Below are 20,083 nucleotides of genomic sequence, written 5' to 3' on the forward strand. Positions count from 1 at the left end.
CGGATCCGCGGATCCAAGGAACCCCGGGCAGGCCTGGGTCGTCTCGACCCCGGCACCGGGGACCGGGGTCGACCCTCGACCTCCGCTCCCCCTGCCCAACGGTCGACCATCCCGCTCGCGGCCGGTGCCGAGGATCAGCCGATCCCGTACCGATTCAGCTTCTGCCGGAGCGTCGCGCGGTGGATGCCGAGGACCCGGGCGGCCCGGGCCCGGTTGCCCTGGCATGCCTCCAGCACGGCTCGGAGGACGTGAGGCTCGGCGAGGCCAAGGAAGCGGTCGTACAGATCCGACGCTCCCGGGAGGCCGCGGAGTTGCTCGGCTTCCCGACGCGCCCAGTCGGAGAGCCGGGGCCCGACGTCGTTGGGCCCCGGCCCGTCCGGGTGGTCCGGGCCGGCGGCCGGGGGGGGTGGAAGGTGCTCGGGCTGGATCGTGCGGCCCCGGGCGACAATGGCCGCGTGCTCGACCGCGTTGCGCAGCTCTCGGATGTTCCCTGGCCAGGGACGGGATTTCAGCTCCTCCAGCGACCTCGGCCCAAACCGCAGCCCAGAGGCCTCCGGTGTCCGGGCCGATCGGAGGAAGTGCTCGGCCAGCTCGGGGATGTCCTCACGCCGGTCTCGGAGCGGAGGGAGGTGGATCGGGAAGACGCTGAGCCGGAAGAACAAATCCTCGCGGAACTGGCCCGATCGCATCAGGTCGCCCAGGGGGCGGTTCGTCGCGGCGACGATCCGGATGTCGGTCGGGCGGGGGCGGGCGTCGCCCACCGGGGTGATCTCGCGATGTTCCAACGCCCGGAGCAGCTTCACCTGGAGGGGGAGCGGCACGTCGCCGATCTCGTCGAGGAGCACCGTCCCGCCCGAGGCCAGCTCGAGCAGCCCCTTGCGGTCCTGGTCGGCGCCGGTGAACGATCCCTTGAGGTGGCCGAACAGCTCGCGCTCCACCAGGCTGGGGCTCAGGGCCGCCAGGCAAACAGGCACGAACGGGCCTCCCCTCCGGGGGCTGTGCCGGTGGATCGCCCGGGCGACCAGCTCCTTCCCGGTGCCGCTCTCTCCGGTGATGAGCACGGGGACATCGGCCGGAGCGACCAGCGCGATCCGCTTGAACAAATCCTGCATCGCGGGGGAGCTGCCGATGATCGTCCCTTCGCGGTCCTCCTGAGAAGGCCCCGGGGCGAGCGTCCGACGATGGCGAGACTCCAGGGCCCGAGAGACGACGGCGGAGGCGCGGTCCAGGTCGAACGGCTTGACCAGGTAGTCGAAGGCGCCCCCCTCCATCGCTCGGACGGCGGTGTCCAGGCTGCCGAAGGCGGTGATGATCACGATGGGAGCGGGGCCGACCCGGTCTCGGAATTCGGGAAGCACCGAGAGGCCGTCCTTGCCGGGCAGTCGGACGTCGAGCACGACGGCGTCGACCGGGTCGCCCTCGGCCAGGCGGAGCCCCTCCTCAGCCGTCGAGGCGACGGCGACGTCATGCCCCTCGTCGGCGAGGAACTCTCGGAAGGCGAAGCAAATGCTCGGCTCGTCGTCGACAATCAGGATGCGGCTCATCGCGTCTCCTTCCCAGCCGGCCCGGCGAGGGGAATCGCCAGGCGAAATCGCGTCTCGTCCCGCTCGCGCCCCCAGGAGAGCGAGCCCCCGTGCCGGGAGGCCACCTGGTGGGCGAGGGCCAGTCCCAGCCCCACCCCCTCGGGCTTCCCCGAGACGAACGGCTCGAACAGGGTCCCGGCCAGTTCCGGGGGGGGCCCGGGCCCGGTGTCTCCGACCTCGAGGACGGCCTCGTCTCCCTCTCGTCCCGCCTCCAGCCGGACCTTGCCTCCCGGCCCAGCCGCCTCGATGGCGTTCAGGGCCAGGTTCAGGGCCGCGGCCCGGAGCCCGGCCTCGTCGGCCACCACGGGGAGGGGCCCCAGGCCGTCCTGGAGGGAGACGGCGACCTTCGCGTGCTCGCCGGCCGGGCCGACCAGCAGGGCGACGTCTCGGAGGATCGCCCCCAGGTCGCAGGGCCCGGCCGCTCGCTGCTCCACCCGGCCCAGCGAGAGCAGGCCGCGGACCTGCTCCTCGGTGATCGTCAACTGATGCAGGGCGATCTCCAGCGAGCGGTCTCCCGGGGGGGCCGGGTGCCGCTTCAGGTGGAGCTGAATGCTCATGCGGGCCCCCGTCAACGCGTTCCTGAGCTGGTGGGCCAACCCGGCGGCGAGCTGGGCGAGCAGCCGGGCACGCTCGGATCGTCGGATCGTCTGGCTCATCTCCGAGAGCTGGAGGCACATGGCGTTAATCGACCGGACGAGATCGGCCACTTCGTCCCGCTGCCGGCCCGGATCGAGCCCCTCGAACTCCCCCGCCGCGATGCGGGCGACCTGACGCTCGACCCGACGGATCCGGCCGCCGATCCGGTGCGCCACCCAGCCGCTGACCGCCGCCATGACCGCCAGCGCTCCTCCCCCGAGCAGCAGCGGAGGAGAGGCGGCCTCTCTCCTCGCCTGCCGCCAGCTCGACTCGGGATAGAGGACCAGCAGCGACTCGGCCCCGCCCCTCCCCGAGGCCGGGAGGAGCACGGCGAGGTAGCTCCCCTCCCCCAGCCGAACCGTCGGCGCCTCCCCGATCGCGTCGAGGCGGGTCGCCTCGGCCGGCAGCGTGCCGAGGCTCGGGAGCCTTCCCCTCGACCCGGGGACGCTCGAGGCCGACGGCCGGCCGTCGGCCGCATACGCGACGAACTCGGCCCCGGAGAGCCCCCGCATCAGGGCCAGCACCCCCGGCGTGTAGGGGAAATTCGCCCTCCCCAGCGACTCCACCACCCCGGCGAGGCGGTCGACGACCTGGCGCTCCGCGCGCCGGGCGGCCAGGGTCGCCGTTGCCAGGGTGATCGCCCCCACGGTGACAGCCTGGATGAGGATAATCGGGATCAGGATCTGGGCTCGGATCGACCGCCGCACGCCGGGGGTCCTGGAAGCGTCCGCGGAGGGCAAGGGTGGACACGAAATCGCCTGCATCGGTGATCGAATCGCCGCTTTAAGACCCAGGAGACGCAGGCCCCGACATCGCAAGCCGTTTCGACCGTTTATTCTACGCCGAACCAAACCCAGGGGCACGAATCTTGCCAAGGGGCAGAGGCGATTGTCCCGTTCCATGGCAGCCGGAGCCATTGATCCATGACCCAGCGACGCGGATTCACCCTCATCGAGTTGCTCGTGGTGATCGCCATTATCGGCATTCTGATCGCCCTGCTGCTGCCCGCGGTTCAGGCGGCTCGGGAGGCGGCGAGACGGGCGCAGTGCATCAACAACCTCAAGCAACTAGGACTGGCCCTGCACAACTACAACGACACGATCGGCACGCTGCCCCCAACGCTGGTGCTCATCGGGACCAGCCCCACCAACGTCTTCTGGACCAATAGCTTCGGCGCCCACCCGCGCATCCTTCCCTTCGCCGAGCAGGGGACCATCTTCAACAGCCTGAACTTCGACGTGGACATGTATTCCTCCGGAGGCCAGAACCGGACGGCCACCAGCGTCTACATCAGCCTGCTGGTCTGCCCGAGCGAGGTCAGGCCGGACTTCACGCACAACGTCGGCGGACGGATGAACGTCTGCAACTACGGGTTCTGTGAGGGGGACTGGTTCGTCTGGGGAGGCGCCGGGTCGAACATCCCGAACCGGTCGGCCTTCGGCCCGAACAGGTCGAGGCGACTGGCCGAGTTCCGGGACGGGCTGAGCAACACCCTCTGGATCTCCGAAGGGAAGGCGTACACCCCGTATTATCGAGACTGCACCGGGGACGGGACGCTCTCGAACTTCGGCCCGGGGAAGACCTACGACGCCAGCAACGTCCCCCCGCCGACCGCCGACCCCTACACGGTCGCCCCCGAGTACCGCGGCGGGTGCGCCCTGCGAGACGGCTCGAGCGAGGGGGGGCACGTCGAGTGGGTCGAGTCGGGGGTGCACCACGCCGGCTTCACGACCGCCTGGCCCCCGAACAAGCGGATCCAGGGCGGGCCGAACGGGGAATTCGCCGAGATCGACCTCAACAGCCGTCGAGAGAAGATTGGGGGGATGAGCTTCGCCGCGATCACCGCCCGCAGCTACCACCCTGGCGGCGTCAACGCCCTGTTCGGCGACGGCTCCGTCCGCTTCATCAAGGAGTCGATCGACGGCTTCACCTGGCGAGCCCTCGGGACCGTTGCCGGCGGCGAGGTCGTCAGCGCTGACGCGTACTAATCCCGGATCGATCGGATTGCCGCCCCGCACCGAGTCGGTGGCCGGGCCCGTCCCCCTCCGAGACTGCCGGAGGGATCGGCTCCGACCACCGACCTGCGATCGAGGGTGATCGGCCCGATCTCGGCTCCCGGGGAGTCCGGCGAAGGGGAACCCTCGGGCTCGGCGCCGTCCTCCGGATCGGGCTCCGACGCGAGCGATGGGAGGGCCTCTCGGAGCTGGTCGCGTGACGAACGTCTTGCCGAGGCTCGTCGTGTCCTCAGAGTCCTTGCTCTGAAGATGATTCCTCCCCCGCCGGGCGAACGTCCGCTCCAACCGATGGCGGAGCGGGATGGGCGAGGACGACGTTCTACCCGGCTCCTTCGCCCGAGGCTCCAGACGGCGTGTGGTTCTCGGGCACAGCGACGCGATCCACCCGGCAATCCTGGCTGAGCCGACAGACGTCTGGCAGGCGCGACTGAACGTTCTTTAAGCGGACGATCCTGGCGACCCACGAGGCCAGGTACGCATTCGGCGGATGAGCCCGGGATTCCTTCCAGACGAGAGGTCAGGCCCGCAGTTTGCCCATTGGAGTGTGAGCGGCGAGGTCCTCGACCATTTCTCCTACGGCGGCCGCGACGGCGCCTCGCCAGTCGTTGCCGAAGCGTTCGCGGAGGTCGGGCCGTTCGAAGGCGAAGAGAATCCCTCTCGAGCAGTTGACGACCGCTCCCAGGCCGTCCGCGTTGCAGCCGGCGGCGACATCGGCCGCGGTGCCCCCCTGGGCGCCGTAGCCGGGGATGAGAAAGATCACCCCAGGCATCGCGGCCCGAAGCTCGGCGAGCTGCTGGGGATAAGTCGCCCCCACGACGGCACCGAGCGCGCTGTAGCCCGATTCCCCCCGGAGCGGCTCCGCCCACTCGACCAGGCGATCGGCGACATGGCGGTAGACCGGCTTGCCCTCGGCGATGAGGTCTTGAAAGTCACCCGCCGACGGGTTGCTTGTCCGCACGAGCACGAACAGCCCTCGGCCGCGCTCGGCGGCCACCTTGGCGAAGGGAACGATGCCGTCGCTGCCGAGATACGGGTTGATCGTCAGGGCGTCTGCCTCCCATGCCGGCCCTTCGGACTCGTTGCCGGGCGGCTGGCCGAGGTACCCCCGAGCATAGGCCTCGGCCGTCGAGCCGATGTCGTTCCGCTTGCCGTCGATGATGACGAACAGCCCGCGTCGTTTCGCCTCGGCGGCGTTCTCGTGCAGGGCGAGCACCCCCTCGGGGCCGAACTCCTCGAAGAAGGCCGACTGAAACTTCACGGCAGGCACGAGGCCGGCCACCACATCGATCAGCTCCGAGCCGAAGGCCCGGATCGCTCCGGCAATCCCGGCGCGGTCCTTGGCAAAGCGATCCCGGATCTCGGCCGGCAACTGCGCGGGCCTCGGGTCGATTCCCACGACCACGGCATTCCCCCTGGCTCGGATCCGGCTGATGAGTCGGTCGGCGGCGTTCGTCACGATCCCCTCGCTCTCCTGACAGGCCGCATTGACAGGGCCCGGGAATTCCCTAGAATACAGCCACGGATTCGGTTGCATCCTAGGGTTCGCCACCCCGCTTGGCCAGCCGGCCAACCCCGCGAACCCCGACGGCGGATGCCGGGTCTGCCGATTCCTCCCCGGCTTCGGCCGGGTCGCGATCGGGATCGGGGCGTAGCGCAGCCTGGTTAGCGCGCCTGCTTGGGGTGCAGGAGGTCGGCCGTTCAAATCGGCTCGCCCCGACTTTTCTCAACTCCCGCCGATCCTCCCAGATCGGCACCAGTTCGACCGGCGGTCGACGCGGCCATCAACCCTCCGAAGATCGGTCGTCGACCGGTTCCGAGGCGGAGCCGCGTCATCCCACAAGCCCGCCCGCCCGCTCGCCTTCCCGGGCATCCCGAGGAGTCTTCCCGCGCCGAGCTGCGTCGGGCCCTTCGGTCAGGGAGAATCGGGGGAGGAGGGAAGAGCGGGGATCGGGTGGGAGAGCGCGGCCAGGCCCTGGAGAGCGGGCGGGCAGTCGGGCTGAAGGGCGAGGGCGGCCTGGAAGCTCTGGCGGGCGAGCTCGATCTCGCCGGCCTCGAGCGCCTCGAGGCCGAGCCGCCATCGGGGCTCGGGGTCGTCGGGGTTGGCTTGGATCTGGTCGGTCAACTCGTGCATGCGGGCGATCCGGGCCACCAGGTCGCGGTGCCGGGCCGAGGTGGCTTGCGATCGCTCGGAAAAACCGGCGGCGGCCTCGGCCAGGGCGAGGAAGTTCAGCGCGGCGGGATCGTTCGGGGCCAGCCGGACGGCGTCCTCGGCGTCGGCCAGGGCGAGGTCGGCTCGGCCGAAGGCCCGGTGGATGCGAGCCCGGGTGAGGAGGGCGTCGGAACGGCTCGGGTCGATCGCCAGGCAGCGGTCGGCATAATCGAGGGCGTGCTCGGGTTCTCCCCGAGCCAGCGCGAGGAGAGCGGCGAGGGCCAGGGCTTCGGGGTCGTTCGGCCCCTGCCGGAGGGCCGCCTCCAGGTGGGGGGTCGCCGTGTCGGCGTCTCCCGACGCCACGAGGGCCCGGATCAGGCCGATCCGGGAGTCGCGGTCCCCGGGGTGAAGCTCGAGCGCCCGGGCATAGGCGTCGGCGGCCTCGGCCGGCCGGTCGAGGATCATCAGGACCTTCCCGGTGGCAAACCAGGGGCGGAAATCGGCCGGGTCGATCTGGGAAGCCAGCCGGAGCAGCTTCAGACCGCGATCGGTCTCGCTTCGGCTGAAGTAGATCGCCGCGAGGACCTTGGCCGCCATCGGCTGCACAGGGCCGACCCGCAGTGATCGCTCGAGCGTCTGGCGCGATTCCTCGACGCGATCCAGGGCAGCCAGGGCCATTCCCCGAACCGTGAGGGCTTCCGCCAGCAGCGGGCTCGATTCGTCGATCGGCCCGACGACGTCCAGGGCGCGATCCGGCCTTCCAAGTTCCAGAAGAGCGCGGCCCCGACGGATCGCGGCCTCGTCGCGCCGATGGGCTTCACGGAGGGAGTGCTGGCGGACGAGGGAGAGCCCGCCACCGAGCAGGGCGACCAGAAGAGCCGAGATGAGCCCGAACACCAGGAGCCGTCTCCGCCTCTCCGGGTGATCGGGGGCCCCGGGTCCGGAACGGGGAGGGAGCGTCTTCGTCTGATCCATGAGCGGTCGGTCGACGGGAATAAACCCGGGCCGGCGGGAGCCGGGAGCACCCGCCAGCGCGAGGGGAAATCGGAGCGGCCGGAGCGCGACGGCCAGGGTGTTGCCGGCCGTCGCGTCCGGTCGCAAGGATCAGTACTGGTCCGAGGAAACCACCTCGCCCACATCCCGGGTGGCGATCGCCCAGATGACCTGGCGGTTGGTGCTGCTCTTGATGAACCGCACGGAGCCGTCGGCGAAGGCGACGTTCGCGCCTCCGGAGTGGTAGCTGCTCGGGTTGATCATGCCCGGGCCGTCGAAGTCGCCGCCCCAGGAGAGCATGTTGCAGTTCGGGTAGTTGGAGTTCGGCGGCAGGAGCATGGTGCCGAGCGTCCAGCCGAGTTGCCCCTCGAGCCAGCTTCGGCCAAGGCCGCTCTTGTTGTTGTTCGTGTTGAGCGTGGCCGGGGCGGCGCCGGCGCACGCCTGGAGGAAGTCGTCGAAGACGCCCGCCCCGGCGGGCATATTGTTATTGACATGGTTCCACTCGCCAATCCCGCTGGGCCGGGAGGCGCGGAGGTTGATCACGTCCTGAATCGAGAGCTTCGATGCCTGGAAGTCGCCGGTGCGCCACTCGCTGAAGGCGACGGTGTTGCTGGTGCCGTCGAGCACGTCTCGAACACCGATCGGCTGGCTCGCGTTGTGGGTCATGAGCATGAAGAGGCCGTTCGGGTTGGCTGTCGACCACGGCGAGATGCTCGCCCCCACCGAGGCGAAGTAGTTGTTGCCCGGGTAACGCTTGGAGCCCGTCCAGGAGCCGAAGCCCCAGTAGTTGCCCACCGGCAGCGGCGACGAGGGGCAAAGGAAGGTGTTGATCCTGGTGATCGCGGCGGTGGCCTGGAACGGGCCGGACATCGCTCCTTCATCTTCCTGGGCGGTGGTGTAGAAGTTGAACGCGTTGTAGACGTTGTTCAACTCCAGGAAGGGCATGAGCATGATGTGCGGGCTCCAGGCGCCCCAGCCCGAATCGCAACAAATCTCCAGATTTGGATAACGCGTGCCCGGATACGACCCGGGATAGGACCCGTTGGCCGATTCGTAGTTGGCCACCGCGAGCCCAAGCTGCTTGAGGTTGTTGGTGCACTGGGAGCGGCGCGCCGCCTCGCGCGCCGCTTGCACGGCCGGCAGGAGTAGGGCGATCAGGACGCCGATGATGGCGATCACCACCAACAGCTCGATCAGAGTAAAACCCGAGCGTCGTCGCTCGGGGCGGAATGAATGCCACATGGGGCGAATCCTCCTTCACGTGTGAAGCGATTGGTTCGAGGCTGATCCCGGCTATCCCGATGCCCACTGGTGTGAACTGGGCGGCCGGAGCGTCAGGTCGATCATGAGATCCGCTCGAGTCGCGGCGCCGCCGCCCCCCCTGAGGTTGGCGTCGGTGCGCTCGCATCACGATCTCCGATCGATACATGACGATACGATTCGATCCGACGCGGGGGCATGCCCCTCCGATTCCATCCGATCGGAAGGGCCGGCACCAACGTCAGTCAGAGACCAGGCTCAGCGCCCGAGCCCCTGGCTCGCGTTCATCTTCTCCATCGCCTCTTGATAATCGGGGTTCGAGCCGTACTCATAAGACGTGCCATCGGGCCCCTTCATCTTCGGAGGCGCGGGCGTGGTCGGCGGGGGTTCGTACGGCGGCGCCTCGGCGATCTTGGGATTGCCCGAGCCGCAGCCGACAAGGAGCCCAGCCGCGGCTGCGACCGGGAAAAGAAACAGGACGCGAACGGTTTTCATGAACCTCATAGGGCGATTTCCCCGGACACAGCCGAGTTCTGCTCCGAGCGCACTCGGAGCGGACGAGTCATGCAAGGCCCGGGAACCCGGGCGAGAAGATGGCTCTCCGCCGGCCGGCGCGTTATAGAAGTATCGTGCGCTGGAAGACCTGTGGATGCACGACCAAGGTCGATCGGATACCGATCGTGTAGGCTAACGCCTCTTGCCCGACCAGTACACCATTTTTTCTTTTTCCCCAACAAGAAGTTTGGCACTGAAGGGCACGCGAGCACGCCTGCTTTTCGCGCCGATGCACTCATGAACGAGGTCGTGCCATGACCGACAGCACCAGCCGAGACCATCAGACAGCCCCAGACACGGGAGGCGGTCCCCCGCCGGCCCCGGAGGGGCACGGTGACGGGCCTGGTCCCCGGCCGGATCCGGGTGCGCCCCGGGGGCTGCTGGCGTGGACCCTGGGGTTGGCCACGCTCGCCGGCCTCGTCACGGCGATCGGTGTCGAGTTGTCCTACGCCTCGGCGAAGTCAGACCTGCGGGAGGGCCCGTTCAACCCGAAGTTCGAGGGGAACGAGCCCCCTGGATACGAGCAGATGGGGAACTACGAGAAGAGAGACGCGATCGTCGAGTTCGAGTTGCGGACCAAGCCCCCCGCGGAGGTGAAGAACTCGGCGCTGGCCAACGGTCTGCTCGGGGCGCTGCTCGGGGCGGCGATGGGCCTGGGGGCGGGGCTGTCCCGGCGATCGGCCCCCTTGGGGCTGAAGGCGGCCGCGGTCGGGCTGGTCGTGGGGGGGGTCGCGGGGGCGGGAGCGTCGGCGGTGATGGGGCCGGTGTTCTTCCGCTTCCTCACCCCGGAGTCGGGCCTGGGCTTGCCGTTGATGACGCACGGGGTCATCTGGGCGATGGTCGGGCTGGCGGGAGGGTTGGCCCTCGGGATCGGGCTGGGGGGAGGGGCTCGGCTGCCTTCGGCCCTGGTCGGCGGCCTGATCGGGGGAATCGTCGGGACGTTCGTGTTCGAGGTCATCAACGCGATCGCCTTCTCCGACGTCCGGGTCTACGAGCCGCATCCCACCGCGGCCGGCCCCCGGATCTCGGCCTGCCTCAGCGTGGCGATCTGCGTCGCCCTGTTCGCAGTGCTCGCGCTGCGGGAGCGGCCCAAACCGACGACGCCAGCCCACCCGATGGCCGACTGATCGGCGCCCGGTCTCGGGCGCCCGGCGTTGACCCGGGGGGACGCCCCTCGGAGAATCGAGGGGCGAGATATCGGGTCAATCTCCTGACCGGTCGAGGTTCGTGATGCGAGGACGGCGTCGGCGGCTCGCGCTTGCGGCGGTCGCGCTGGCCCTGGTGGCCGGGGCCCTGGCGGGGCTCGACGCCCTCCGGGTCCGGGGCGAGCTCCGGGCCGCCCGAGCGGAGCTGGCCCAGGGCCGAGTGGCAACGGCGCGGGACCGCCTCGCCGGGCTCTCGGCCAAGCGGCCTGGCGCCGTCGGCGGCGCGGTCGACTATTGGCTGGGGATCTGCGAGTCGATTCGGGGACGCCCCGACGCGGCCCTCGACGCCTTCGGCCGAGTGCCTGTCGGCTTCCCGTTCGACCCGGTCGGCGCCTTCCATGAGGCCAGCGCGAACCTGCGACGAGGTCGGCTCCGGCCCGCCGAGGATCGCCTCGAACGCCTGCTGCGCCGGGGGAGCGGCGGCCTCGACGAGGCCCGAGACCTGCTCCGGCGTCTCTACGTCATCCAGGTGCGGATCGACGATGCGATGGACCTGATGCGGTCGTCGCTCGGGACGAGTCGCGACCCGCTCCGGCTGCTGAAGGAGCTGGCCGACCTGGGGCGCGGCAGCCTTCCGCTCGACGGACTGGCTCAGACCCTCGAGCAGGCCGGCCGGATGGCCCCGGAGGACGACCGGGTCTGGCTCGGCCGAGCGCGGCTCGCCATGCTCCAGGGGCGATGGGAGGAGGCCGACCACTGGCTCCTCCGCTGCGAGCAGGCCGACGCCGACCCCCCGATCTGGCGGGCCCGGCTCGACTGGGCCCTGGGCGCCGGACGTCCCGAGGCGGCGGCCGCCGCGATCCGACGGCTCGGGCCCGATCGCCTCGACCGCGCCGAGATCCTGGAGCTGCGCTCCTGGTTCGCCGAGCGAGCCGGAGACGAAGAAGCGGAGCGCCGTTCCCTGGAGCGGCTCCTTCAGGTCGATCCGGCCTCGACCCGGGCGCTGGAATGCCTCGCGGCGATCGCCGGAAGCGCCGGCGAGGAGGAGGCGGCGGCGGGCTATCGGGAGCGGAAGGCCGTGCTTGACCGGAACCTGGAGCGCTACCGCTGGCGACTCCAGGATCCGAACGCCCTCCGGGCCCCCGACCAGGCGATGGAGATGGCCCGGCTGGCCGACGCGATCGGCCTCCGGGAGGAGGCGCTCGCCTGGTGCGACCTGGCCCTGGCTTCGGCGCCGAGGCTCCCGGCCGCGCTCGAGCTGCGGGCTCGGCTCGACCGCCCCGCCTCCCCCGAGCCGGACGACGGGGGGGAGTCCTGGGGTCGGCTGCTGGAGCTCGCCGACCGGGTCCCCCCGACTCGCGACGAGGAGCCGTCTTCCCCCGTCCGGTTCGAGGACGACGCGGATCGAGCCGGCCTCTCCTTCACTTACGAGAACGGAGAGACGCCGTACCGCCGGCTCCCGGAGCCGCTCGGCGGCGGCGTCGCGCTGCTGGACTTCGACGGCGATGGCCTGCTCGATGTCTTTGCCGTCCAGGGCGGGGCATTTCCCCCCGAGCCCGGCTCCCCTTGCCGAGACCGCCTCTTCCGCAACCGAGGGGACGGCACCTTTGAGGACGTCTCCGAATCCTCCGGCATCTCCGAGTTCGCCGGAGGGTACGGGCTCGGTGTGACGGTCGGCGATATCGACAACGACGGGCATCCCGACCTGTTCCTCACCCGATGGCGATCCTACGCCCTCTACCGGAACCGGGGGGACGGCACCTTCGAGGACGCGACCGAGGCCGCCGGCCTGGGCGGCGATCGCGATTGGCCCACCTCGGCGGCGTTCGCCGACCTGGACGACGACGGCGATCTCGACCTGTACGTCTGCCACTACGCCGCCTGGGACGAGCGCCGCCCCCGCCTCTGCCGGGACGAGGCGACGGGGGTCTACATCTCCTGCAACCCGCTGGAATTCGCCGCCCGGCCCGACCACCTCTTCCGCAACGACGGCGGGCGGTTCGAGGACGTCTCCCCGTCGGCCGGGATCGTTGACCGAGACGGCCGGGGCCTCGGGGTCGTGGCCGCCGACCTCGACGACGACGGCCGAGTCGATCTCTACGTCGCCAACGACATGACCGCGAACGTCCTCTGGCGGAATCTCGGAGGGATGCGGTTCGAGGACGTCGCCGAGGAGGCCGGGGTGGCCGGCGACGCCGGGGGAGGGTTCCAGGCCGGCATGGGGGTCGCCGCCGGCGATCTCGACGGCGATGGCCGCATCGACCTGGCCGTGACCAACTTCTTCGGCGAGTCCACCACCTACTACCGCAACCTCGGGGGCGGCCTCTTCCACGATAGCACCAACCGGATCGGCCTGGAGGCCGTCAGTCGGTCCCTGCTCGGTTTCGGGCTGGTGATGTTCGACGCCAACAACGACGGCCTCCTCGACCTTGCCAGCGCCAACGGTCACGTCAGCGACTACCGCCCGAACTTCCCCTACACGATGCCCACGCAACTGCTGCTCGGCGGCCCCGGGGGACGGCTCGTCGACGTCACCCACCGCGCCGGCCCCCCCTGGGCGGTCCCTCGCATCGGCCGAGGGCTGGCGGCCGGCGACCTCGACAACGACGGCCGGATCGACCTGCTCCTGCTGAGCCACAACCAGCCGATCGCCTACCTCCACAACCAGACCCAGGGCGGCCACTTCGTCGGCTTCCGGCTGGAAGGGCGGGACTCAAACCGAGACGCCGTGGGAACCCGGGTCGTCGTCCGGGCCGGCGGCCGATCCTGGGTGGCCGAGCGGGTGGGCGGGGGCAGCTACCAGTCGGCGTCCGATCCCCGGATCCACCTGGGGATCGGCAAGGCAACGGTCATCGACGAGGTCGAGGTGTTCTGGCCCTCGGGACACGAGGACCGCCTCCGCAATCTCCCGGTCGACTCCTGGTACCTGATCCGCGAGGGCGCCGCAGGGGCCGATCGGATCGGCCGTGATCGACCTCCCGACAGCTGATCGCTCCCCGTGTGAGGAGATGGTTCCTCGCCCCCCGTTCCCCGACCGCGTCCCGACCGGGCTCCTCGTCATGAGCGATCCGCGATCGAACCGGCCTTCAGCGTTCGTGATCCTCGCGGCGTCGGCCCTGCTCGGGCTGGCCGGGCTTGGGCTCTGGATGACGATGACTCCCCCTCCGGGAGAGGAGGCCGACGACACTGGCCAGGTTGTTCTCTCGGGAGGACCGACCCGGGCGGAGTTCGCCGGTGCCGATGCCTGCATCGACTGCCACCCCGGCGCTCACGCCTCCTTCACCGGGTCGGGACACGCCAGGACGATCCGGCCGGCGGGACAGCGTCGGCTCGCCCGGGAACTGGACGGCCGGACGCTGGCCGATCCCGAACGCTCGGAGGTGACCTGGACCTATCTGCTCCAGGATGGCCTCCTGTTCGCCGATCGGGCCGAGGGGGGCCGTCGGGAACGCATCCCGCTCGACTTCGCGCTCGGTTCCGGCCACCACGCGACGACCTTCGTCACCGTCACCAACGCCGATCCAGCGCATCCGACCGCCCTGGAGCACCGCTTGACCCACTTCGCCGACGGGACCTTCAGCGTCACCCCCGGCCAGCGGGCGGGAGACGGCCTCGGCCGGGGGGGGCGGCTCGGGCACGAGATGGATTCCGAGGAAATGCACAAGTGCTTCGGATGCCACTCGACGCTGACCTCGGCAACCGGGTCCCACGTGCTCGACGTGGCCTCGATGATCCCGAACGTCTCCTGCGAACGCTGCCACGGCCCGGCCCGAGCGCACGTCGAGGCGCGACGCCGAGCAGAGGAGGGACCGGCCCTGCGGTTCGGCCTCGAGCGCTGGACGGTCGAGGAACAGCTTGAACTCTGCGGGACCTGCCACCGACACCCAAGCAACGCCCCTCCGGGCATCATCCGGCCCGACAACGTGCAGCTCGCCCGCTTTCAGCCCGTCGGCCTGATGCAGTCGCCCTGCTTTACCGAGGGAGATGGCACGCTCAGTTGCCTGACCTGCCACGATCCCCACGCCCGAGCCCGATCATCCCCCATCTTCTACGAAGCGATCTGCGCGAGCTGCCACGGATCGAATCCGACCCCGCCCCCGACTCCCGGACCACCGGCCGGCTGCCTGGACTGTCACATGCCCAAGGTTGATTCCGGCCAGGGGGTCCGATTCACCGACCACTGGATCCGGATCCGGGACCTGGACGGGCGGACAGGCCCGTGCACCAGGCCCTCGCCTGAGGCGGCGGCGGAATAGGGGGGCACTCCATGCCCCAACCGAGAAATCGGGGGCGAATCGACCATCCAGCGGGACTGCCTGGCTTCCGAAAGCCCTTGAGGATTCTCGGACTTCCAGCGATCGTCCCGAGCCTCCGGAACGGAATCGGAGAAAGGACGTCCCGGTTTCGAGGAGCGTCGTGCCCCTTACCTCAGACCATCCGATTCGTCCTCGAACGGCGATCGATCCTTGGCAAGTCGGTTTGGGATCCGGGCAAGCTCCCCGAGGACCCGGGGCCTGGAGAGAAGCGCTACCCCCCGGGGAGCGGTTCGAGCTTGCGGGGTCGTTACTGCGAAAACTTCGGTCCCTTTCCACCAGGCGTCTCAACTTTCGATCCGACGCCTTGTTCCGCCTCGACGCTGGCCGAAAGGTCAACCATACCGCTCTCACCGGAGACGCCCGCGCCGAGCGGGGCGGTGGCCTCACCGCCACCGGAGGAGCAGCCCACGCCGGCGATCAGACAGCCGGAGAGAACGAAGCAACCGAGCAGTTGGGGGGTGGCCCGACGCTCGACGAGTTGACTGAAAACGTTGGACACGATGGGCTCCTTGGTGGATCGGGAGCGATCCTCAGCGATCGCTCCGGATCGTTTCCGGATCGTTGCTGCAAGGCATCACGAACGTCGAGCCGGCCGCGAGAAGGTCGCGGGCCGGCCCGACCGGGAGTTGACTCAGGCTCGACGATCAGTAGGCATCAGCACTGACGACCTCGCCCTTCTTGCGGGTCGAGATGCTCTGGTAGACGCCCGAGCGGAAGGTCGCCGGGTTGTTGACGACGTAGGTCGTCGTCCAGAACCCGAGGTTGGCGGTGCCGAGGCCCACCGGAAGCTCGGTGCTCGGGTCGATCCGCCAGGAGTCGACCGTCTCCTTGATGAACCGCACGGAGCCGTCGGCCATCGCGAAGTTGGCACCGCCGGGGTGGAAGCTCGAGGCGGACATGATGTGCGCGTCGGCCCAGGCCCCCTGAGGCTCGTAGGGAGGGATCGACTTGTAGGCGTTAATTGGATACATTGAGGTGATCATGGTGTCGCCATAGGCGCCGGAGGTCCACCAGCCCCAGTCGCCGGGAGGCGCGGTGGCGCCGGGCAGCTCGAGGATGCCGTTGGCGTGCTCGCCAAACATGATGGTGTTGCTCAGACCATCCCGGATATCGGCGAAGGTGACCGCGCTATGGACGGAGAACAGCCCCGTCTGATTGGCCTTGACGTTGCCGAACTGGGAGTGGGTCAGGCCGTTGGGAAAGCCTGGTCCCGGGGGCAGCTGATAGGTGTTGTTCGGCCAGGTGCCGGCCATACCGGCGTAGCTGGTATGGGCCATCTTGGGGTAGGCGGCCGACGAATGGTCGCTCAGCTGGCCGGCGGTCGGGTCGCTGGGGCAATAAAACGTGGCGACCGCGGTGGCGTGAATGGTGATGTTCTGGGGCTCGAACATATTCACATTAAAGTTGATCGCGTTGAACAACGCGACCTGCTCGATATAGGGCAGGAAGCCGGGCATCATGCCGTGCAGCGAGGTGACGTAGCCCGGGGTGCTGGCCCAGCCCCAGCGCATTCCGGCGGGCAGGGTGGCCCAGGAGTCGACATAGTTGTGGGCCGCCAGGGCCAGTTGCTTCATGTTGTTCGTGCATTGGGCGCGGCGGGCGGCCTCCCGGGCGCTCTGCACGGCCGGCAGCAGCAGGGCGATGAGCACGCCAATGATCGCGATGACGACCAGCAGCTCGATCAGCGTAAAGCCGCGGTCGTGGCGGTGACGGGCCTGGGGACGAGTCATGGATGAAACCTTCTTCACGAGAAGTGGGAAATGAGAGGACCTCACGGTGCGGGGATCGATGACGCGGAGAGGTTGAGGGCGTATGCGATGCCCGAAGAAGAGGCCGACACGCCGTTGAGGTGGCATTCGTTCCGTCCCGTCGCGAGTCGCGCCGATTCGAGGCGGCGAGGTGCACGGTCGAGGAGGACGATCAGTTGGCCGATCCTCAGTCGAGGTGCCGGACTTCAGCGGTTCGGACGGTGCCGGATCGTGGATCGGGCGGTGGAAGGCATGGCCGCATCGGCACAGGAGGAACGGTCCGGGAGCCGATGCGGCCGGCGACTCGGAGTGCCCGGGTCTGTGACCCGACGTGCGCAGACTCATGGAAACGGCAGCCTGGACGATACGCGATCATCCGAGGCGAACCAATTCCGTTCTCACAATTGCGTGTCTTAGCCGCGCTGTCAAGTCCAGTTCCCCGCAACTTCACTTGAGCCGCCTCCTTCCGACTCGCCACCGGTTCTCCCCCTCGATCGGCCTTCCGGTGGTCCGGATTTGCGGATCGGTGATCTCGGGCGCCGCGATTCGGCCCGGATCGGGCCCGGATCATGTTTCCTGGAATCGACGCGGTACCCGATCGGAACGGGTCAGCGGGCCCCGGGGCGGTGAGCGGCGATGACCTCCTCGAACAGCGCGACCATACGATCGAGGCAGGGGCCGAGCCGGTAGTGCTGCCGGACGTGCTCGGCGGCGTTGCTCCCGAGGTGGCCGAAGGCCTCGGGCCTCTCGAGCACGCCGAGGGCGGCCTCGGCGAGGCCCTCGGCGTCGAAGAAGTCGACCAGCAGGCCGGTCCGGCCGTGCTCGATCACCTCGCGCACCGGGGCGGTATCGCTGGCCACGATCGTCGCGCCGCAGGCCATCGCGTTCAGCAGCGACCAGGACAGGACGAACGGAACGGTCAGGTAGAGATGCACGTCGCTGATCGCGAAGAGGGTCGCCAGCTGGTCGGGTGGAATGCGCCCGAGAAACCGGAATCGGGAGAGGTCGTACTCGTCCCGGGAGAGGACCCACTCCTTGAAGGACGCCGAGCCGGTGTGCCGCTGATCGCCGCCATAACAGACGCGGTCCTCTCCCGCGATGACGACCATCACATCTGAGCGACGCGAGACGATCCGCCGGGCGGCCTTCATGAAGATGTCGAAGCCTCGCATCGACTCCATGCCCCGGGTGGCATAGGTGACGACCTTCATCCCCTCGGGGATCGTCTCCCCGGCAACGACCCGAGGAACGCCGGGACGAGGGCGCCAGAACTCGGTGTCGATGCCGTCGAAGATCACCTCGACCTTCTCCCGGTACTCGGCCGGCAGCTGCGAATGCTGAAACCGGGTGGGGCTGTAGCCGCGATCGCAGTTGTGCAGATCGAGCAGAAGCATGGCGTTGCGCGCCCGGCTGCGCAATCGGTCCAACTCCTTGGGCGGGAAGTCGGGGCGGAAGTCGAGGTCGGAGCCGTAGGCGTGATAAAAGTATTCGAAGTAGTTCACAATTGGACAATCATACAGATCCCTCAGAAAGAGCGTCGAGCCGAACCCGGAATGGCCGACAACCAGGTCGGGGCGGAGGTCGGGGCGGGCCTTGAGGGCCTCGAAGACGGCGTGAGCGTTCCAGACGGAATTCTCGAACGTCCGGGAGCAATAATGGTTCTGCGCCGTCGCTCCCCCCTTCCTGGTAAACTGGACCAGTTCGATCCGGTTGACCCGGCCGCTCGGCTTCTCCGACACGAAGGTGCAGCGCCAGCCCTCGCGCCGGGAGAGCCGGTCCGCGACGTGGCCGAACTGCGCGGGGAAGTTCGGATGGACGAACAGGACGTGCATTGCGGCCGACCTCCAGGGCTCGACTCGAGCCGGATCGCGACTCCCCGATCGCTCCGGGGACCTTCCTCACGATGCTGCGCAAGGTGATCACCGGAGGCCAGACCGGAGTCGACCAGGCGGCCTGGCGTGCCGCCCTCGCCGCCGGCCTGAGCACCGGGGGCGCGATGCCCCGGGGCTTCCGGACCGAGGACGGCCCCCGTCCCGAGTTCGCCGCACGCTTCGGGGCGGTCGCGATCGCCTCGGAGGACGTGGACGACCGCACCCGGGCCAACGTGGCCGCCGCCGACGCCACGCTCATCTTCGCCGACGATCGCTCGGGGCCGGGGACCTTGCTCACCGTCTCCGAGGCCCGATCCTCGGGGAAGCCGATGCTCGTCGTCCCTCCCGATCCCGGCGATGATCCCGGAATGCCGGGCCGGATCGCCTCCTGGCTGCTCAGCCAAGCGGTGCGGGTCGTCAACGTCGGGGGGGATCGCGAGTCGACCCGACCGGGGATCGGGGATCGGGTCGAGCGGGTGCTGTCGGCGGCGTTCCTCCTGGCATCGGGGAGGGCGGTCGAGGAACCGACCCTCGACCGGCTGGCCCCCGAGCGCCTGCGGCCAGGCCATGACGCTCCTCGATCGGGGGAAGGACGTCGGTTGCGGGAAGGTGCGTCCGACTAGGCTCGGGGGCATTGGTCCGTACCGCCGGGGACATTGCCAGCCGCTCAGGAGGAGCGCAACCGCCGGGCTGCATCGAGGGCGAAGTACGTGAGCACGCCGTCGGCCCCGGCGCGTTTGAACGCCAGCAGGCTTTCCATCATGGCCCGGTCGCCGTCGAGCCAGCCCCGGCCGGCGGCGGCGCGGATCATGGCGTACTCGCCGCTGACCTGATACGCATAGGTCGGCAGGCCGAACGCTTCCTTCACGCGGTGGATGACGTCGAGGTAAGGCATCCCTGGCTTGACCATGACGAGGTCGGCCCCCTCGGCGATGTCGAGCGCGACCTCCCGGAGGGCCTCGTCGCCGTTGGCGGGGTCCATCTGGTAGGTCTTCTTGTCGCCCGTCCCGAGACTGGCGGCCGAGCCGACGGCGTCGCGAAAGGGACCATAAAACGCCGAGGCGTACTTGGCGGCGTAGGAGAGGATCTGGACGTGCTCGAAGCCCGATGCGTCCAGGGCGCGGCGGATGGCGCCGATCCGGCCGTCCATCATGTCGCTGGGGGCGATCACGTCGCAGCCGGCTTCGGCCTGGACGACGGCCTGTTGGCAGAGGACCGCCACGGTTTCGTCGTTGACAACGTAGCCGTCCCGGACCAGGCCGTCCTGCCCGTGGCTGGAGTACGGGTCGAGCGCCACGTCGCAGATGACGCCGATCCCGGGGACCTCGGCCTTCACGGCTCGGACCGCCCGGCAGACGAGGTTCTCGGGGTTGACCGCCTCCTCGGCGTCGGGGGTCTTCAGGGACGGGTCGGTCGCGGGGAAGACCGCGATGGCCGGGATCTTCAGCTCGGCGGCGTCGGCCGCCGCCTCGACGAGCCGGGGGATCGACAACCGATCGACGCCGGGCATCGAGGGAACCTCCTGCCGGTCGCCGGGGCCGTCGAAGACGAAGAGGGGCCAGATCAGGTCGTCGACGCTCAGCGCGTGCTCAGCCACCAGGCGGCGGGACCAGTCGTGCCGTCGGACGCGACGGGGGCGGGTGGTCGGGTAGCGGCCGGGATCGGAGGGCAGGCGGGGGCCGGGCATGGAGAGGGCTCCTCGGGTCGTGCGGATGGGGACATCATACGAGAAACGAGGCGGGGACCTCACGAGGAGCCCAAGAGCAGGGCGTTGGGGATGGACGACGGTATCGGGACGCGAAGCGGGGCCGG

The 20,083-nt window shown here is 69.4% G+C and carries 15 protein-coding genes and 1 tRNA gene; 6 read left to right on the plus strand and 10 right to left on the minus strand.

The features are described from left to right. Window positions 1-134: 134 nt before the first annotated feature. Both TsocGM_RS18495 and TsocGM_RS18500 read right to left on the minus strand, forming a co-directional pair. Window positions 135-1,544, minus strand: coding sequence for a sigma-54-dependent transcriptional regulator (locus TsocGM_RS18495; protein ID WP_126726947.1), 1,410 nt, complete (start codon window positions 1,542-1,544; stop codon window positions 135-137). Further along, the gene (locus TsocGM_RS18500) at window positions 1,541-2,926 is read right to left on the minus strand and encodes a sensor histidine kinase (protein ID WP_126726948.1); all 1,386 of its coding nucleotides are present in this window, start codon (window positions 2,924-2,926) and stop codon (window positions 1,541-1,543) included. Before TsocGM_RS18500 ends, TsocGM_RS18495 begins: the two co-directional genes overlap by 4 nt. Before the next feature lie 216 nt (window positions 2,927-3,142). On the opposite strand from TsocGM_RS18500, the gene TsocGM_RS18505 reads away from it, so the two are divergent. Continuing rightward, the gene (locus tag TsocGM_RS18505; protein ID WP_126726949.1) at window positions 3,143-4,207 is read left to right on the plus strand and encodes a DUF1559 domain-containing protein; all 1,065 of its coding nucleotides are present in this window, start codon (window positions 3,143-3,145) and stop codon (window positions 4,205-4,207) included. Window positions 4,208-4,751: 544 nt separating this feature from the next. Here the strand turns inward: TsocGM_RS18505 and pyrF are convergent. Further along, window positions 4,752-5,690 carry an orotidine-5'-phosphate decarboxylase gene (pyrF, locus tag TsocGM_RS18510; protein WP_233579017.1) on the minus strand — a complete coding sequence of 313 codons (939 nt, stop codon included), beginning with the start codon at window positions 5,688-5,690 and terminating at the stop codon, window positions 4,752-4,754. 186 nt (window positions 5,691-5,876) lie between these two features. Here pyrF and TsocGM_RS18515 point away from each other — a divergent pair. Then, window positions 5,877-5,951 (plus strand) — tRNA-Pro (locus TsocGM_RS18515). Window positions 5,952-6,146: 195 nt separating this feature from the next. On the opposite strand, the gene TsocGM_RS18520 is transcribed toward TsocGM_RS18515, so the two are convergent. The 3 genes from TsocGM_RS18520 to TsocGM_RS18530 all read right to left on the minus strand — a co-directional run bounded on the left by TsocGM_RS18520 (window position 6,147) and on the right by TsocGM_RS18530 (window position 9,140). Continuing rightward, a complete protein-coding gene (locus tag TsocGM_RS18520) occupies window positions 6,147-7,280 on the minus strand; it encodes a tetratricopeptide repeat protein (RefSeq protein WP_158633627.1) in 1,134 nt (377 codons plus the stop codon). A 207-nt stretch (window positions 7,281-7,487) separates the two neighbouring features. Continuing rightward, window positions 7,488-8,618, minus strand: a complete 1,131-nt coding sequence (locus TsocGM_RS18525; protein WP_126726952.1) for a DUF1559 domain-containing protein — start codon at window positions 8,616-8,618, stop codon at window positions 7,488-7,490. Between the two features lie 276 nt (window positions 8,619-8,894). Next, complete coding sequence (locus tag TsocGM_RS18530) at window positions 8,895-9,140, minus strand: hypothetical protein (protein WP_126726953.1); 246 nt, start codon at window positions 9,138-9,140, stop codon at window positions 8,895-8,897. Between the two features lie 305 nt (window positions 9,141-9,445). Between TsocGM_RS18530 and TsocGM_RS18535 the strand changes: the two genes are divergently transcribed. The 3 genes from TsocGM_RS18535 to TsocGM_RS18545 all read left to right on the plus strand — a co-directional run bounded on the left by TsocGM_RS18535 (window position 9,446) and on the right by TsocGM_RS18545 (window position 14,592). After that, window positions 9,446-10,318: a hypothetical protein gene (locus TsocGM_RS18535; protein WP_126726954.1), complete on the plus strand. Its 873-nt coding sequence runs from the start codon at window positions 9,446-9,448 to the stop codon at window positions 10,316-10,318. A 103-nt stretch (window positions 10,319-10,421) separates the two neighbouring features. Further along, on the plus strand, window positions 10,422-13,325 hold the full coding sequence (locus TsocGM_RS18540) for a CRTAC1 family protein (RefSeq protein ID WP_126726955.1): 2,904 nt from the start codon (window positions 10,422-10,424) through the stop codon (window positions 13,323-13,325). Window positions 13,326-13,395: 70 nt separating this feature from the next. After that, window positions 13,396-14,592 (plus strand): multiheme c-type cytochrome, encoded by a 1,197-nt coding sequence (locus TsocGM_RS18545; RefSeq protein WP_158633628.1) that lies wholly within the window; start codon window positions 13,396-13,398, stop codon window positions 14,590-14,592. A 307-nt stretch (window positions 14,593-14,899) separates the two neighbouring features. On the opposite strand, the gene TsocGM_RS18550 is transcribed toward TsocGM_RS18545, so the two are convergent. The 3 genes from TsocGM_RS18550 to TsocGM_RS18560 form a co-directional block, all read right to left on the minus strand. After that, window positions 14,900-15,151 carry a hypothetical protein gene (locus tag TsocGM_RS18550; protein WP_126726957.1) on the minus strand — a complete coding sequence of 84 codons (252 nt, stop codon included), beginning with the start codon at window positions 15,149-15,151 and terminating at the stop codon, window positions 14,900-14,902. Window positions 15,152-15,296: 145 nt separating this feature from the next. After that, on the minus strand, window positions 15,297-16,382 hold the full coding sequence (locus TsocGM_RS18555; protein ID WP_126726958.1) for a DUF1559 family PulG-like putative transporter: 1,086 nt from the start codon (window positions 16,380-16,382) through the stop codon (window positions 15,297-15,299). A 626-nt stretch (window positions 16,383-17,008) separates the two neighbouring features. Next, entirely contained in the window at window positions 17,009-18,232 is a 1,224-nt protein-coding gene (locus TsocGM_RS18560) for a glycosyltransferase (RefSeq protein ID WP_126726959.1), read from the minus strand. A gap of 71 nt (window positions 18,233-18,303) precedes the next feature. On the opposite strand from TsocGM_RS18560, the gene TsocGM_RS18565 reads away from it, so the two are divergent. Further along, entirely contained in the window at window positions 18,304-18,894 is a 591-nt protein-coding gene (locus TsocGM_RS18565; RefSeq protein ID WP_126726960.1) for a YpsA SLOG family protein, read from the plus strand. Window positions 18,895-18,938: 44 nt separating this feature from the next. On the opposite strand, the gene hemB is transcribed toward TsocGM_RS18565, so the two are convergent. Further along, window positions 18,939-19,958, minus strand: a complete 1,020-nt coding sequence (hemB, locus tag TsocGM_RS18570; protein ID WP_126726961.1) for a porphobilinogen synthase — start codon at window positions 19,956-19,958, stop codon at window positions 18,939-18,941. Window positions 19,959-20,083 lie beyond the last annotated feature (125 nt).

The sequence above is a fragment of the Tautonia sociabilis genome (assembly GCF_003977685.1).
In the GTDB taxonomy this organism is placed as follows: domain Bacteria; phylum Planctomycetota; class Planctomycetia; order Isosphaerales; family Isosphaeraceae; genus Tautonia; species Tautonia sociabilis.

Bases quoted from the DNA above. Each gene is read 5' to 3' on its own strand.
- TsocGM_RS18565 (WP_126726960.1), top strand. From the start codon at position 18,304: ATGCTGCGCAAGGTGATCACCGGAGGCCAGACCGGAGTCGACCAGGCG.
- TsocGM_RS18545 (WP_158633628.1), top strand. From the start codon at position 13,396: ATGAGCGATCCGCGATCGAACCGGCCTTCAGCGTTCGTGATCCTCGCG.
- TsocGM_RS18495 (WP_126726947.1), bottom strand. From the start codon at position 1,544: ATGAGCCGCATCCTGATTGTCGACGACGAGCCGAGCATTTGCTTCGCC.
- TsocGM_RS18560 (WP_126726959.1), bottom strand. From the start codon at position 18,232: ATGCACGTCCTGTTCGTCCATCCGAACTTCCCCGCGCAGTTCGGCCAC.
- TsocGM_RS18505 (WP_126726949.1), top strand. From the start codon at position 3,143: ATGACCCAGCGACGCGGATTCACCCTCATCGAGTTGCTCGTGGTGATC.
- TsocGM_RS18525 (WP_126726952.1), bottom strand. From the start codon at position 8,618: ATGTGGCATTCATTCCGCCCCGAGCGACGACGCTCGGGTTTTACTCTG.
- TsocGM_RS18540 (WP_126726955.1), top strand. From the start codon at position 10,422: ATGCGAGGACGGCGTCGGCGGCTCGCGCTTGCGGCGGTCGCGCTGGCC.
- TsocGM_RS18555 (WP_126726958.1), bottom strand. From the start codon at position 16,382: ATGACTCGTCCCCAGGCCCGTCACCGCCACGACCGCGGCTTTACGCTG.
- hemB (WP_126726961.1), bottom strand. From the start codon at position 19,958: ATGCCCGGCCCCCGCCTGCCCTCCGATCCCGGCCGCTACCCGACCACC.
- TsocGM_RS18530 (WP_126726953.1), bottom strand. From the start codon at position 9,140: ATGAGGTTCATGAAAACCGTTCGCGTCCTGTTTCTTTTCCCGGTCGCA.
- TsocGM_RS18535 (WP_126726954.1), top strand. From the start codon at position 9,446: ATGACCGACAGCACCAGCCGAGACCATCAGACAGCCCCAGACACGGGA.